Origin of the sequence: Streptomyces sp. NBC_01334 (assembly GCF_035983595.1) — a bacterium.
GTDB lineage: Bacteria > Actinomycetota > Actinomycetes > Streptomycetales > Streptomycetaceae > Streptomyces > Streptomyces coriariae.
In genome coordinates this window covers 6,588,770-6,601,738 of sequence record NZ_CP130718.1, presented here as the reverse complement: position 1 = coordinate 6,601,738, position 12,969 = coordinate 6,588,770, and the positions used below count along the sequence as shown (strand labels likewise).

At 68.3% G+C, this 12,969-nt stretch carries 13 protein-coding genes; all 13 read right to left on the bottom strand.

From position 1 onward, the window contains the following. Positions 1–148 precede the first annotated feature (148 nt). Complete coding sequence (atpD, locus tag OG736_RS29800; RefSeq protein ID WP_327185112.1) at positions 149–1,585, bottom strand: F0F1 ATP synthase subunit beta; 1,437 nt, start codon at positions 1,583–1,585, stop codon at positions 149–151. Next, positions 1,585–2,502, bottom strand: a complete 918-nt coding sequence (locus tag OG736_RS29795; protein ID WP_314218882.1) for a F0F1 ATP synthase subunit gamma — start codon at positions 2,500–2,502, stop codon at positions 1,585–1,587. The genes atpD and OG736_RS29795 overlap by 1 nt, the downstream gene beginning before the upstream one ends. Positions 2,503–2,523: 21 nt before the next feature. After that, positions 2,524–4,113 (bottom strand): F0F1 ATP synthase subunit alpha, encoded by a 1,590-nt coding sequence (gene atpA / locus OG736_RS29790; RefSeq protein ID WP_267018398.1) that lies wholly within the window; start codon positions 4,111–4,113, stop codon positions 2,524–2,526. 134 nt (positions 4,114–4,247) lie between these two features. After that, positions 4,248–5,069, bottom strand: coding sequence for a F0F1 ATP synthase subunit delta (locus OG736_RS29785; RefSeq protein WP_020131179.1), 822 nt, complete (start codon positions 5,067–5,069; stop codon positions 4,248–4,250). Beyond that, positions 5,066–5,614 (bottom strand): F0F1 ATP synthase subunit B, encoded by a 549-nt coding sequence (locus OG736_RS29780; protein WP_107095541.1) that lies wholly within the window; start codon positions 5,612–5,614, stop codon positions 5,066–5,068. The genes OG736_RS29785 and OG736_RS29780 overlap by 4 nt, the downstream gene beginning before the upstream one ends. A 45-nt stretch (positions 5,615–5,659) precedes the next feature. Further along, the gene (locus tag OG736_RS29775) at positions 5,660–5,905 is read right to left on the bottom strand and encodes an ATP synthase subunit C-like protein (RefSeq protein WP_020131181.1); all 246 of its coding nucleotides are present in this window, start codon (positions 5,903–5,905) and stop codon (positions 5,660–5,662) included. Positions 5,906–5,979: 74 nt separating this feature from the next. Further along, on the bottom strand, positions 5,980–6,789 hold the full coding sequence (gene atpB, locus OG736_RS29770; protein ID WP_020131182.1) for a F0F1 ATP synthase subunit A: 810 nt from the start codon (positions 6,787–6,789) through the stop codon (positions 5,980–5,982). A gap of 222 nt (positions 6,790–7,011) precedes the next feature. Beyond that, positions 7,012–7,425, bottom strand: a complete 414-nt coding sequence (locus OG736_RS29765) for a Cg1360 family ATP-synthase-associated protein (RefSeq protein WP_020131183.1) — start codon at positions 7,423–7,425, stop codon at positions 7,012–7,014. A gap of 304 nt (positions 7,426–7,729) precedes the next feature. Then, positions 7,730–9,100, bottom strand: coding sequence for an MraY family glycosyltransferase (locus OG736_RS29760; protein WP_327185111.1), 1,371 nt, complete (start codon positions 9,098–9,100; stop codon positions 7,730–7,732). Between the two features lie 173 nt (positions 9,101–9,273). Continuing rightward, on the bottom strand, positions 9,274–10,536 hold the full coding sequence (gene glyA / locus OG736_RS29755; RefSeq protein ID WP_327185110.1) for a serine hydroxymethyltransferase: 1,263 nt from the start codon (positions 10,534–10,536) through the stop codon (positions 9,274–9,276). Positions 10,537–10,733: 197 nt separating this feature from the next. After that, a complete protein-coding gene (locus tag OG736_RS29750) occupies positions 10,734–11,411 on the bottom strand; it encodes an arsenate reductase/protein-tyrosine-phosphatase family protein (protein WP_020131186.1) in 678 nt (225 codons plus the stop codon). Further along, complete coding sequence (locus OG736_RS29745; protein ID WP_142266188.1) at positions 11,408–12,055, bottom strand: L-threonylcarbamoyladenylate synthase; 648 nt, start codon at positions 12,053–12,055, stop codon at positions 11,408–11,410. Before OG736_RS29745 ends, OG736_RS29750 begins: the two co-directional genes overlap by 4 nt. A 53-nt stretch (positions 12,056–12,108) precedes the next feature. Next, entirely contained in the window at positions 12,109–12,954 is an 846-nt protein-coding gene (gene prmC, locus OG736_RS29740; protein ID WP_020131188.1) for a peptide chain release factor N(5)-glutamine methyltransferase, read from the bottom strand. Positions 12,955–12,969: the final 15 nt, after the last annotated feature.

Below are 12,969 nucleotides of genomic sequence, written 5' to 3'. Positions count from 1 at the left end.
GTATAAGTCTAGTAGGGCTCCGAGCACCAAAGTGTCGGGGTCCCGCCCCAGGACTCTGCCGGGGGTCCGGGGGGTGTCCCCCGGAAGATACGGCGTGGGCGTACGAAGAGGGGCGGGACGCACCCGCCCCTCTTCAAGAGCACGAGGCTCAGGAGACGCCGAGCTCCTTGGCGTTGGCCTTGAGGTCCTCAATGCCACCGCACAGGAAGAACGCCTGCTCCGGGAAGTGGTCGTACTCGCCGTCGATGATCGCGTTGAACGCGGTGATCGACTCGTCCAGCGGGACGTCCGACCCGTCGACGCCGGTGAACTGCTTGGCGACGTGGGTGTTCTGGGACAGGAAGCGCTCCACGCGACGGGCACGGTGGACGGTGAGCTTGTCCTCCTCGCCCAGCTCGTCGATACCGAGGATCGCGATGATGTCCTGGAGGTCCTTGTACTTCTGCAGGACCGTCTTGACGCGCATCGCGGTGTTGTAGTGGTCCGCCGCGATGTAGCGGGGGTCCAGGATGCGGGACGTGGAGTCCAGCGGGTCCACGGCCGGGTAGATGCCCTTCTCGGAGATCGGACGGGAGAGAACCGTCGTCGCGTCGAGGTGGGCGAAGGTGGTGGCCGGGGCCGGGTCGGTCAGGTCGTCCGCGGGGACGTAGATCGCCTGCATCGAGGTGATCGAGTGACCACGGGTCGAGGTGATGCGCTCCTGGAGGAGACCCATCTCGTCGGCCAGGTTCGGCTGGTAGCCCACCGCGGAGGGCATCCGGCCGAGCAGGGTCGAGACCTCGGAACCGGCCTGGGTGAAGCGGAAGATGTTGTCGATGAAGAACAGCACGTCCTGCTTCTGCACATCGCGGAAGTACTCCGCCATGGTCAGACCGGCCAGGGCCACGCGCAGACGGGTGCCCGGGGGCTCGTCCATCTGACCGAAGACCAGGGCGGTCTTGTCGATGACGCCCGACTCCGCCATCTCCTCGATGAGGTCGTTGCCCTCACGAGTGCGCTCACCGACACCGGCGAACACGGAGACACCGTCGTGGTTGTTGGCGACGCGGTAGATCATCTCCTGGATGAGCACCGTCTTGCCGACGCCGGCACCACCGAACAGACCGATCTTGCCGCCCTTGACGTACGGGGTCAGCAGGTCGATGACCTTGACGCCGGTCTCGAACATCTCGGTCTTCGACTCGAGCTCGTCGAAGTTCGGCGCCTTGCGGTGGATGGTCCAGCGCTCACCGTCGTAGGTCTCGTCGACGTTCAGCACCTCACCGAGGGTGTTGAACACCTTGCCCTTGGTGAAGTCGCCGACCGGGACGGTGATGCCCGTTCCGGTGTCGGTGACGGCGGCCTGGCGGACCAGACCGTCGGTGGGCTGCATGGAGATGGTGCGGACCAGGCCGTCACCCAGGTGCTGGGCGACCTCCAGGGTCAGCGTCTTCTTCTCGCCGTCGTTCGCCGGGTCGGCGACCTCGACGTGAAGGGCGTTGTAGATCTCCGGCATGGCGTCGACGGGGAATTCCACGTCGACGACCGGGCCGATGACCCGGGCGACGCGGCCCGTGGCAACGGCCGTCTCAACTGTCGTCGTCATTACCTGTCACTCCCCGCGGTCGCGTCGGCCAGGGCTGCGGAGCCACCGACGATCTCGCTGATTTCCTGGGTGATTTCGGCCTGGCGGGCCGCGTTGGCAAGGCGGGAGAGCGTCTCGATGAGCTCTCCTGCGTTGTCGGTGGCCGACTTCATCGCGCGCCGCGTGGCGGCGTGCTTCGAGGCTGCCGACTGGAGGAGAGCGTTGTAGACGCGGCTCTCCACATACCGCGGCAGAAGAGCGTCGAGGACGTCCTCCGCCGAGGGCTCGAAGTCGTACAGCGGAAGGATCTCGCCCTTCGGCGCCGACTCCTTGGCAACCTCGTCGAGGCTGAGCGGCAGCAGACGGTCATCGAGCGCCGTCTGCGTCATCATCGAGACGAACTCGGTGAAGACGATGTGGAGTTCATCCACGCCACCCTCGGCCGTGTCCTTCTCGATCGCCTCGATCAGCGGACCCGCGACCTTCTTGGCGTCCGCGTACGACGGCTCGTCCGTGAAGCCCGACCACGACTCCACGACCTTGCGCTCACGGAAGTTGTAGTGCGCGAGACCACGCCGGCCGACGATGTACGTGTCGACCTGCTTGCCCTCGGCCTCGAGGCGTGCCGTCAGCTGTTCCGCGGCCTTGATGGCGTTGGAGTTGAAGGCACCGGCGAGACCACGGTCGCTCGTCAGGAGCAGCACCGCGGACCGCACGACCGTCTCGGCCTGCGTGGTCAGCGGGTGCTTGGTGTTCGAGCCGGTACCGACCGCCGTGACCGCGCGGGTGAGCTCGGTCGCGTACGGCGTGGAGGCCGCCACCTTGCGCTGTGCCTTGACGACACGCGAGGCGGCGATCATCTCCATCGCCTTGGTGATCTTCTTGGTCGCGGTGACGGATCGGATGCGACGCTTGTAGACCCGGAGCTGGGCTCCCATGAGTCAGGTCCCTTCCTTACGTCACTTGGCCGCGGCCGGGGCGTCCTCGCCGAGAAGCTTGCCGTCCGAGGTCTCGAACTGCTTCTTGAACTCGGCGATCGCGTCGGCAATGGCGATGAGGGTGTCGTCCGACATCTTGCCGCCCTCCTTGATGGAGGTCATGAGGCCCTGCTCCTTGCGGTGCAGGTACTCCAGGAGCTCCTTCTCGAAGCGGCGGACGTCGGCGACCGGAACGTCGTCCATCTTGCCGGTGGTACCGGCCCACACGGAGACGACCTGGTCCTCGGTCGGCATGGGCTGGTACTGAGCCTGCTTGAGCAGCTCGACCAGTCGCTGACCGCGCTCCAGCTGCGACTTCGACGCGGCGTCCAGGTCGGAACCGAAGGCGGCGAACGCCTCCAGCTCACGGTACTGGGCGAGGTCGAGGCGCAGACGGCCGGAAACCTGCTTCATCGCCTTGTGCTGCGCGGAACCACCGACTCGGGAGACGGAGATACCGACGTTCAGCGCGGGGCGCTGACCGGCGTTGAACAGGTCCGACTCCAGGAAGCACTGGCCGTCGGTGATGGAGATGACGTTGGTCGGGATGAACGCCGAGACGTCGTTGGCCTTCGTCTCGACGATCGGCAGACCGGTCATCGAGCCGGCGCCCAGGTCGTCGGAGAGCTTCGCGCAGCGCTCCAGCAGACGGGAGTGCAGGTAGAAGACGTCGCCCGGGTAGGCCTCACGACCCGGCGGGCGGCGCAGCAGCAGCGACACGGCGCGGTAGGCGTCGGCCTGCTTCGAGAGGTCGTCGAAGATGATGAGGACGTGCTTGCCCTCGTACATCCACTGCTGACCGATGGCCGAACCGGTGTACGGCGCCAGGTACTTGAAGCCGGCCGGGTCGGACGCCGGGGCGGCGACGATGGTCGTGTACTCCAGCGCGCCGGCCTCTTCGAGGGCGCCACGCACGGAGGCGATGGTCGAGCCCTTCTGGCCGATGGCGACGTAGACGCAGCGGACCTGCTTGTTCACGTCACCGGAGCGCCAGTTGTCGCGCTGGTTGATGATCGTGTCGACGGCCAGGGCGGTCTTGCCGGTCTGGCGGTCACCGATGATCAGCTGACGCTGACCACGGCCGACCGGGGTCATCGCGTCGACGGCCTTGTAGCCGGTCTCCATCGGCTCGTGGACCGACTTACGGGCCATGACACCCGGAGCCTGGAGCTCCAGGGCACGGCGGCCGGACGTCTCGATCTCGCCGAGGCCGTCGATCGGGTTGCCGAGCGGGTCGACGACACGGCCGAGGTAGCCCTCGCCGACGGCGACGGACAGGACCTCTCCCGTGCGGGTGACCGGCTGGCCCTCCTCGACGCCGCTGAACTCGCCGAGGATGACGGTACCGATCTCGCGCTCTTCGAGGTTGAGCGCGAGGCCGAGGGTGCCGTCCTCGAACTTCAGCAGTTCGTTGGCCATGGCCGAGGGAAGGCCCTCGACCTTCGCGATGCCGTCGCCGGCAAGGGTGACCGTACCGACCTCCTCGCGCGAGGCCGCGTCCGGCTTGTACGACTGGACAAAGTTCTCCAGCGCATCCCGGATCTCCTCCGGCCGGATCGTGAGCTCCGCCATCTGGGTTCCCTGCTCTCCTTGTTGGGCCCGAAGTTTCACTTTGGGGGGATGGGGACTCCCCCCTGAAAGAGGTGAATCCTCTGCACGGCCCAACCAGGGCCGCCATCAGTTCGTACTGCGGTCTTGAGTTGCTGCTAGTTCGCCATGCGGCGGGCGGCGTCCTCGATGCGGTCCGCGAGGGAGCCGTTGATCACTTCGTCACCGACCTGCACCCGGATCCCGCCGAGGACCGCGGGGTCCACGTCGAGGTTGAGGTGCATCGGGCGGCCGTAGAGCTTGGCGAGGGCGGCGCCGAGGCGCTGCTTCTGCGGGTCGCTCAGCGGTACCGCCGAGGTGACGACGGCGACCATGCGGTCCCGGCGCTCCGCGGCGAGCCGGGACAGGGACTCGAGGCCCGCTTCCAGGCTACGTCCCCGGGGCGCGGTCACGAGGCGCGTCACCAGTCGCTCGGTGGCCGCGTCGGCCCGGCCGCCGAGCAGGCTGCGCAGCAGCTCGCCCTTGGCCGAGGCGGTGGCCTTCCGGTTGGTCAGTGCGGCGCGCAGCTCGGTGTTCGAGGAGACGATCCGTCCGAAGCGGAACAGCTCGTCCTCGACGTTGTCGAGCCTGCCGGCCTTCTGCGCGGCGGTGAGGTCGGCGATGTTCGCCAGCTCCTCCAGCACGTCCACCAGGTCGCGGGACTGCGACCAGCGCGAACGCACCGTGCCGGACACCAGGTCGGCGGTGGCACCGCTGATCTGGGCGCCGAGCAGGCGCTGGACCAGCTCGGCCTTGGCCTCGCCGGCCTGCGCCGGGTCGGTGAGGACCCGACGCAGCGAGACCTCGCGGTCGAGCAGCGCGGTGACTGCCGCCAGCTCGTCGGCGAGCTGCGCCGCGTCCACGGACGTGGAGTCCGTCAGCGCGTCGAGACGCTCACGGGCTGCTGCGAATGCCTCGCGGCTCGCTCCGTGTGCGGTCATCGAGACGCCTCGGCCTTCTCCTCGAGGTCGTCGAGGAAGCGGTCGATGACGCGGCTCTGGCGGGCGTGGTCGTCGAGGGACTCCCCGACGAGCTTGCCGGCCAGATCGGTGGCGAGCTTGCCGACGTCCTGACGCAGCGCGGACGCGGCGGCCTTGCGGTCCGCCTCGATCTGGCTGTGCCCGGCGGCGACGATCTCCTCGCGCTGGCGCTGGCCTTCCGCACGCATCTCGGTGATGAGTGCGGCGCCCTGCTCCTGCGCCTCCTGGCGCAGCCGCGCGGCCTCGTGACGGGCCTCGGCGAGCTGGGCCTTGTACTGCTCCAGAACGCTCTGGGCCTCAGTGCGAGCAATCTCGGCCTGTTCGATCCCGCCCTCGATGGCTTCCCGACGCTCTTCCAGAACCTTGTTGATGTTCGGAAGGAGCTTCTTGCCCAGGACGAAGAACACGATCGCGAACGCGATCAGACCGATGACGAGCTCGGGGATCTCCGGGATCAGAGGATTCTGGGCCTCCTCCTCAGCCGCGATTTGCAGCAAGGGCGAGATCACATCAGTTCCTTCCGTGGAATTCTCTCGTCGGCGTAGACCGGATCAGGACGTCGGGTAGACGAAGCCCATGACCAGACCGATCAGGGCGAGCGCCTCACAGAGGACGAAGCCGAGGATCTGGTTCTGACGGATCAGGCCGGCGGCCTCGGGCTGGCGAGCCAGCGCCTGGGTGCCGTTACCGAAGATGATGCCAACGCCGACGCCGGGGCCGATGGCCGCGAGACCGTAGCCGATGGCAGCGAGGTTGCCCTTGATTTCGACCGCGGCGAGGGTGTCGAGAGCGGACATGCCGTAACTTCCTTCTCTTTACACAGGCCGGTGGGGGTTGGCCACCGGAAGTTCAGGGGATGTTGATCAGGTGCTCAGTGGTGCTTGGCGAGCGCGCCCTGGATGTAGCTGCAGGACAGGAGGATGAAGACGTAGGCCTGAAGGGCCTGGATGAACAGTTCGAAGACCGTCATCACGATGACCATCAGGAACGAGACCGCCGAGTAGGCGATGCCGATGCCGTTGAGCAGGTACCAGGTCCCGATCGTGAAGATCAGGATCAGGACGTGCCCGGCGAACATGTTGGCGAAGAGCCGGACGGCGTGGGTGAACGGCCGGATGAACACGTTCGACAGGAACTCGAAGAACATGACCATCGGGAACACCGGGCCGAGCGACGGGTCGTAGCCCGTGATGTTCTTCCAACCACCGATGAAACCGTGGCGCTTGAACGTCACGCTCATCCACACGATGTAGACGAGAGCCGCGAGACCGACCGGGAACGCGATGACCGCGGTGGCCGGGAACTGCGCGATCGGGACGATCGACCACAGGTTCATGATCCAGATGAAGAAGAACAGCGAGAACATCAGCGGGACGTACTTCTCGCCCTCGCGCTTGCCGATCGTCTCGTAGACGACGCCACGACGGACGAAGTCGTAACCCGCCTCGCCGACCATCTGGAGCTTGCCGGGGATCAGCTTCGGCTTGTTGAAGGCCGCCCAGAAGAATCCGATGACGATGACGGTGCTCACCAGCGAGAGCAGCATCGGCTTGTTGAATTCGATGCCGCCGACGGTGAAGAGCGGTTCGAAGAGGAACGAGTGCAGGCCGGGGGTCGGGAAACCGCACCCGTCGAAAATATGACAGTCGGTCTCGAAGGCGAGCGTCTTGGCGTTACTCACCGCGAGCTCCTTCAGCGTGGCGCATGGGTACGGCAACCTCGATGTGTCGGCGCGGCCTGCGACCGCGGGACGGCACTGGACTGGACTTGCGGATGTGGGGGCGGCGACTGGGCTCCGAACCGTGAGACGTCACAGGCTCGACTGCCGCCCGCGCCAGCTCTGCCGCAGTTGTGGCGAGACCATAGCAAAAGAGCGGAAGTCCCTTTACACCGGCCCTACAGGTCACGACGACGCCCGAGCGGAATCCGGCTCGACGTAGAGGACCTTGGCCTTCATGTGCGAGACCACCTGGGCGGCGATCCACACCAGGGTGGCCGCCAGCAGCGTGAAGGCGAAGCATTTCGGGTTGAAGACCGAGGTCCCCTTGAACATGATCAGCACGATCATCAGCAGCAGGATCTGGGTGGTGTAGAGCAACAGCCCCATCGACTGGAACAGATGGGGAAGCTGGCGCGCGGTGCGCAGCAGCACCACCAGACCGCCACCCATGAACAGCAGGACGAGAGCCGCACCGAACACGGCGCCGAGCGCTCCCTTGCCGCCGGCAACGGCGGCACTCACCGCGACTCCCGCCACACCCGCGGTTGCGGTGGGCAGGGCACAGTGCAGGAGTGTTCGTACGTCGTTGGACTGCATGGCGGCAACTCCGCATTCAAGGGGGGCAGGGTGTCGTCATGGACGAGCGTAGTCCCGGCCCGAGGGGCGAGAGACCTCACGCCACCTCACTCCAATGAACCGTCGTAGTGCGGTCCTTCGGCTCTGTCCGGGGGGTTCTCGTGAACCGTATCACAAACTATTTGATGAGGTCTTTACCTGGCAGGTGTGCCCACTGTCACACATGAGAGTGACAGTGCGCGTCTGTGCAGAAACCGGGAGGGCTTGTCTGGTATTGGGGTGCTTTGCCCTGCACCGGTTCTCCCACGACTTGGCAATGCTCTAGTCAGATTCTTACCTTGGAGCTGCCTCGGCCACCGATCGCGGTGGCCCCGTTCGCCCCTGCCACCCCCACCGTCACAGGGCTCTGCGCGTCGCCGGCGGCGGGCTGCTCGGGGCCGGCCGGCCCGTACTGCCCGGCCGCCGCCTCGGAGTCCTGCGTCTGGGACGCCGGAGCCCGAGCCTCCTGCGCCTCGGCCGACAGGCCGCTCCGCCGCCGGTAACGCGGCGGCACGAAGGCCTCGGCCCAGCGCGGCGTGCGCGGCCGGAAGCGCGGCAGCAGGAGCAGCGCCAGACCGATCGCGCTGAGGATCACGACACCGAGGACGATCCACATGGAAGCCGCGTTGACGGAGTAGGTGAGCGCGCCGAACGCGATCAGCGCCGACCAGAAGTACATGATCAGCACCGCGCGGCTGTGCGAGTGGCCGATCTCCAGCAGCCGGTGGTGCAGATGCCCGCGGTCCGCGGCGAACGGCGACTGGCCGCGCCAGGTACGGCGCACGATCGCCAGGATCAGGTCGGCCGCCGGGATCGCGATGATCGTCAACGGCATCAGCAGCGGGATGTAGACCGGCACCATCTGGTGCACCGCGTTGCGCTCGGAGCCGGAGAACAGCCGCATGATGTCCGGGTCGACCTGCCCCGTGACGGAGATCGCGCCCGCCGCCAGCACCAGTCCGATCAGCATCGATCCTGAGTCGCCCATGAAGATCCGCGCGGGATGCATGTTGTGCGGCAGGAAGCCCAGGCACATGCCCATCAGGATCGCCGCGAAGAGCGTCGCCGGGGCGGCGGCCTCGATGCCGTACGAGTACCAGATGCGGTAGGCGTACATGAAGAACGCCGCCGAGGCGATGCACACCATGCCCGCCGCCAGGCCGTCGAGACCGTCCACGAAGTTGACCGCGTTGATCGTGATGACCACCAGCGCGACCGTCAGCAGGGTGCCCTGCCACTGCGTCAGCGCGACCGTGCCGACCAGCGGCACCGGCAGCCACAGGATGGTCAGACCCTGCATGACCATGACGCCGGCGGCGATCATCTGGCCGCCCAGCTTGATCAGGGCGTCGATCTCGAACTTGTCGTCCAGGACACCGATCAGCCAGATCAGCGCGGCCCCCGAGAGCAGGGCGCGCGGCTCGTTCGACTTCTCGAAGACCTCGTTGAGGTTGGTGAGATGGTCGGCGACCAGCAGACCGGCGCACAGGCCGAAGAACATGGCGATCCCGCCGAGCCGCGGAGTGGGTTCCCGGTGCACGTCACGGGCCCTGATCTCCGGCATCGCTCCGGCCACGATCGCGAACTTCCGTACCGGCCCTGTCAGCAGATACGTCACCGCGGCCGTGATGCAGAGCGTCAGCAGGTATTCACGCACGGGCTTCCCCACAGGTCTCGCTGGCCATCTCAGTCCCACACCCTAGCGATCGACTACCGCACGGCGCATATGTGTAAGGACAACCGGGTAGTGACGATGGTTTCACGTGAGGCTGTGCGCGGGGACGCACGGGGGTGCGCACGAGGGCGTGTACGCGACGCGCCTACCCCGTTTCAGCCCGGATACGGCGGGAACGCCGACGCCAGCTCGCGCACCTCCTCACGGGCCTTCCTGCTCTCGACCTCGTCCCGCAGCACCCCCGCCAGCAGTGCCGCGACCCGCGCCATCTCCTCCTCCCCCATGCCCTGCGTGGTCAGCGCCGCGGTGCCCAGGCGCAGGCCACGGGCGTGCGCGGCGATGACATCGGTGCCCGAGACATGCGGGAGGGCGCAGCAGTCGAGGACCATCCCGGCGGCCGCGAGCAGCCCGCGCGCGGTGCGCCCGTCGACACCGAGCGGTGCCGGGTCGGCGGTGATGAGGTGGGTGTCGGTCCCACCGGTGGTGACGGTCAGCCCCTCCCCCTCCAGGGCCGCCGCGAGAACCCTCGCATTGGCGACCACCTGATGGGCGTACACGCCGAACGCCGGGGTTGCCGCCTCGCCGAACGCGACCGCCTTCGCGGCGATGGTGTGCATCTGCGCGCCGCCCTGGGTGAACGGGAAGACCGCCCGGTCCACCCGCTCGGCGAGCTCACCGCCGCACAGCAGCATCCCGCCGCGCGGCCCGCGGAGCACCTTGTGCGTGGTCGCGCAGACGATGTCCGCGTACGGCACCGGACTGGGCGCCGCTCCCCCGGCGACGAGCCCGATGGGATGGGCGGCGTCGGCGATCAGATACGCGCCCGTCTCGTCGGCGACCTCGCGGAAGAAGGGATAGTCGATGTGGCGCGGATAGGCGGTGGACCCGCACACGATCGCCTTGGGCCGGTGCCCCCGGGCCAGCGTGCGGACCTGCTCGTGATCGATGAGCCCGGTCTCCGCGTCCACCCCGTAGGGGATGAAGTCGAACCAGCGGCCGGAGAAGTTGGCCGGCGACCCGTGCGTGAGATGCCCGCCGTCGGGCAGGCCCAGCGCCAGGACGGTGTCGCCGGGCCGGAGCAGGGCGGCGTAGGCGGCCAGCATCGCGGAGGAGCCCGAATGGGCCTGCACGTTGGCGTGCTCGGCGCCGAACAGCGTCCTGGCGCGGTCCACGGCGATCCGCTCGGCGATGTCGACGATCTCGCAGCCGCCATGGTGCCGGGCCCCCGGGTAGCCCTCCGCGTACTTGTTGGCGAGCGGCGAGCCGAGCGCGGCCAGCACGGCGGGAGAGGTGAAGTTCTCGGCGGCGATCAACTGGAGCGTCGACGCCTGCCGCTCCCGTTCCCCGAGCAGGATCTCGGCCAGCTCGGGGTCCTGCCGGCGCAGGACATCGGCCTCGGGGACATGGGTGACCGACATGGTGCGCTCCGGGCGTCGACGGTGACGTACGTCCAATGTAGGCCCGGGGTCGGGGGCGCGCGCGGCCGCTACGCCCTCGCGCGAACCCCGGTGAGAGCGGTGCCGACCGGAGCCCGATCCTCGACGCCGGCCGCCTTCAGGTCCGTGCGGTGAGCGCTGTGACCACCGACGAACCCGGGGCCTGACGTCGGCCGCCTTCAGGCGCGTGCGGGCACACCGGTGAGGGCCGTGACCACCGGATCCAGGGCCTGGTGTATCTCGTCGCCGATCGAACGGAAGAACGGCAGGGGCGCCCCGTACGGGTCGTAGACCTCGTCCGCCTCGAGGGTCGGGGCGAGCAGCCACCCGCGTAGCGCCGCCGCCGCGCGGACCAGGGCCCGGGCGCGCATCACCACGCCTTCGTCCAGCGGCGGGAGGGTGGCCGGGTCGATGGCGTTCACGAGGCGGGTGAACTCCTTCAGGGTGAAGGTGCGCAGGCCCGCCGAGTGGCCCATGGAGATGACCTGGGCGCGGTGGTCGCGCGTCGCCGTCAGGACCAGGTCGGCCATGATGACGTGCTCGTCGAGGAGCTCGCGGCCGGTGAACCCGGTGGCGTCCGCGCCGAAGTCGGCCAGCACGGTCTCCGCGTTGGCCTCCATGGACGCGCCCTCATGACCCCAGGTGCCCGCGCTCTCCACGATCAGCCCACGGCCCAGCACCCCGAGCCGCTGCGACACGAAATGCCGGGTCAGCCGCTCGGTGATCGGCGAGCGGCAGACGTTGCCGGTGCTGACGTGGAGGATGCGGAAGCTGTCGCGCGGAAACCCGAACGTCGTCGTCTGTTCCGCGGCACGTTCCCCGTTGCCTATGCCACGCCCCGCGTCAGGGGCTGTCAATTCGCCACCTCGAGGTCGGGTACGACCTTACGCAGCTCGTCCGCGGAGATCGCGCCCTCACGCAGCAGCAGCGGCACCTCACGGCTGACGTCGACGATCGAGGAGGGGACGTTGCCGGGGGTCGGGCCGCCGTCGAGGTAGACGGAGACGGAGTCGCCGAGCATCTCCTGGGCGTAGTCGCAGTTCTCCGGCGCCGGGTGCCCGGTGAGGTTCGCCGACGACACCGCCATCGGACCGACCTCCGTCAGCAGCTCGATGGCGACCGGGTGCAGCGGCATACGGACGGCGACCGTGCCGCGGGTGTCCCCCAGGTCCCACTGGAGGGACGGCTGGTGCTTGGCGACGAGCGTCAGCGCACCCGGCCAGAACGCGTCGACCAGTTCCCAGGCCATCTCGGAGAAGTCCGTGACGAGCCCGTGCAGCGTGTTCGGGGAGCCGATGAGGACAGGGGTGGGCATGTTGCGGCCCCGGCCCTTGGCCGCCAGCAGGTCGGCGACGGCCTCCGAGGAGAACGCGTCGGCGCCGATGCCGTACACCGTGTCGGTCGGGAGGACCACGAGCTCGCCACGGCGGACGGCGGACGCGGCCTCGCGCAGACCGGTCACGCGGTCGGTCGCGTCGTTGGTGTCGTATCGCCGTGCCATCTAGCGGGCCTCCTCGTACACGTACTGCTGGGGGTCGAAAGTGTGGGGGGTGCTCACGGCGTCGCCCGGCGGGCGGTCGCGAAGCGCGGGCGCTTGTTGAGGTCGGGGTGGTCGGCCGCGTCGGCCCAGCCCCGCTCCTCGGTGAAGATCCACGGCACCTGGCCGCCCTGGGTGTCGGCGTGCTCGATGACGACGACACCGCCGGGACGCAGCAGCCGGTGCGCGGTGCGCTCGATGCCGCGGATCAGGTCGAGGCCGTCCTCCCCCGAGAACAGGGCGAGCTCGGGGTCGTAGTCGCGCGCCTCGGGCGCCACGTACTCCCATTCGGTGAGCGGGATGTACGGGGGGTTCGAGATGACGAGGTCGACCTGGCCGTCGAGGTCGCGGAAGGCGTCCAGGGCGTCTCCCTGACGCAGGTCGACCCTGGACCCCTCCATGTTCTTGCGCGTCCAGCGCAGGGCGTCCTCGGACAGCTCCACGGCGTGCACACGCGAGCGCGGGACCTCCTGGGCGAGGGCGAGCGCGATGGCGCCGCTGCCGGTGCACAGGTCGACGATGCGGGGCTCGACGACGTCCATGGCGCGTACCGCGTCTATGGCCCAGCCGACCACGGACTCGGTCTCGGGGCGCGGTACGAAGACACCGGGGCCGACCTGGAGCTCCAGGTACCGGAAGAAGGCCCGCCCGGTGATGTGCTGGAGCGGCTCGCGCTGCTCCCGCCGGGCGATGGTCTCCCAGTAGCGGGCGTCGAAGTCGGAGTTCTTCACGGAGTGGAGTTCACCGCGCTTCACGCCGTGCACGAACGCGGCGAGCTCCTCCGCGTCGTTGCGCGGCGAGGGCACGCCGGCGTCGGCCAGCCGCTGGGTGGCCTGGGCCACCTCTGCGAGCAGCAGGTTCACGCAAGTCCTCCGTGT

Excerpts from the sequence above, each read along its gene's own strand:
- atpD (WP_327185112.1), bottom strand. The coding sequence starts at position 1,585 with ATGACGACGACAGTTGAGACGGCCGTTGCCACGGGCCGCGTCGCCCGG.
- OG736_RS29795 (WP_314218882.1), bottom strand. The coding sequence starts at position 2,502 with ATGGGAGCCCAGCTCCGGGTCTACAAGCGTCGCATCCGATCCGTCACC.
- atpA (WP_267018398.1), bottom strand. The coding sequence starts at position 4,113 with ATGGCGGAGCTCACGATCCGGCCGGAGGAGATCCGGGATGCGCTGGAG.
- OG736_RS29785 (WP_020131179.1), bottom strand. The coding sequence starts at position 5,069 with ATGACCGCACACGGAGCGAGCCGCGAGGCATTCGCAGCAGCCCGTGAG.
- OG736_RS29775 (WP_020131181.1), bottom strand. The coding sequence starts at position 5,905 with ATGTCCGCTCTCGACACCCTCGCCGCGGTCGAAATCAAGGGCAACCTC.
- OG736_RS29765 (WP_020131183.1), bottom strand. The coding sequence starts at position 7,425 with ATGCAGTCCAACGACGTACGAACACTCCTGCACTGTGCCCTGCCCACC.
- glyA (WP_327185110.1), bottom strand. The coding sequence starts at position 10,536 with ATGTCGGTCACCCATGTCCCCGAGGCCGATGTCCTGCGCCGGCAGGAC.
- OG736_RS29745 (WP_142266188.1), bottom strand. The coding sequence starts at position 12,055 with ATGGCACGGCGATACGACACCAACGACGCGACCGACCGCGTGACCGGT.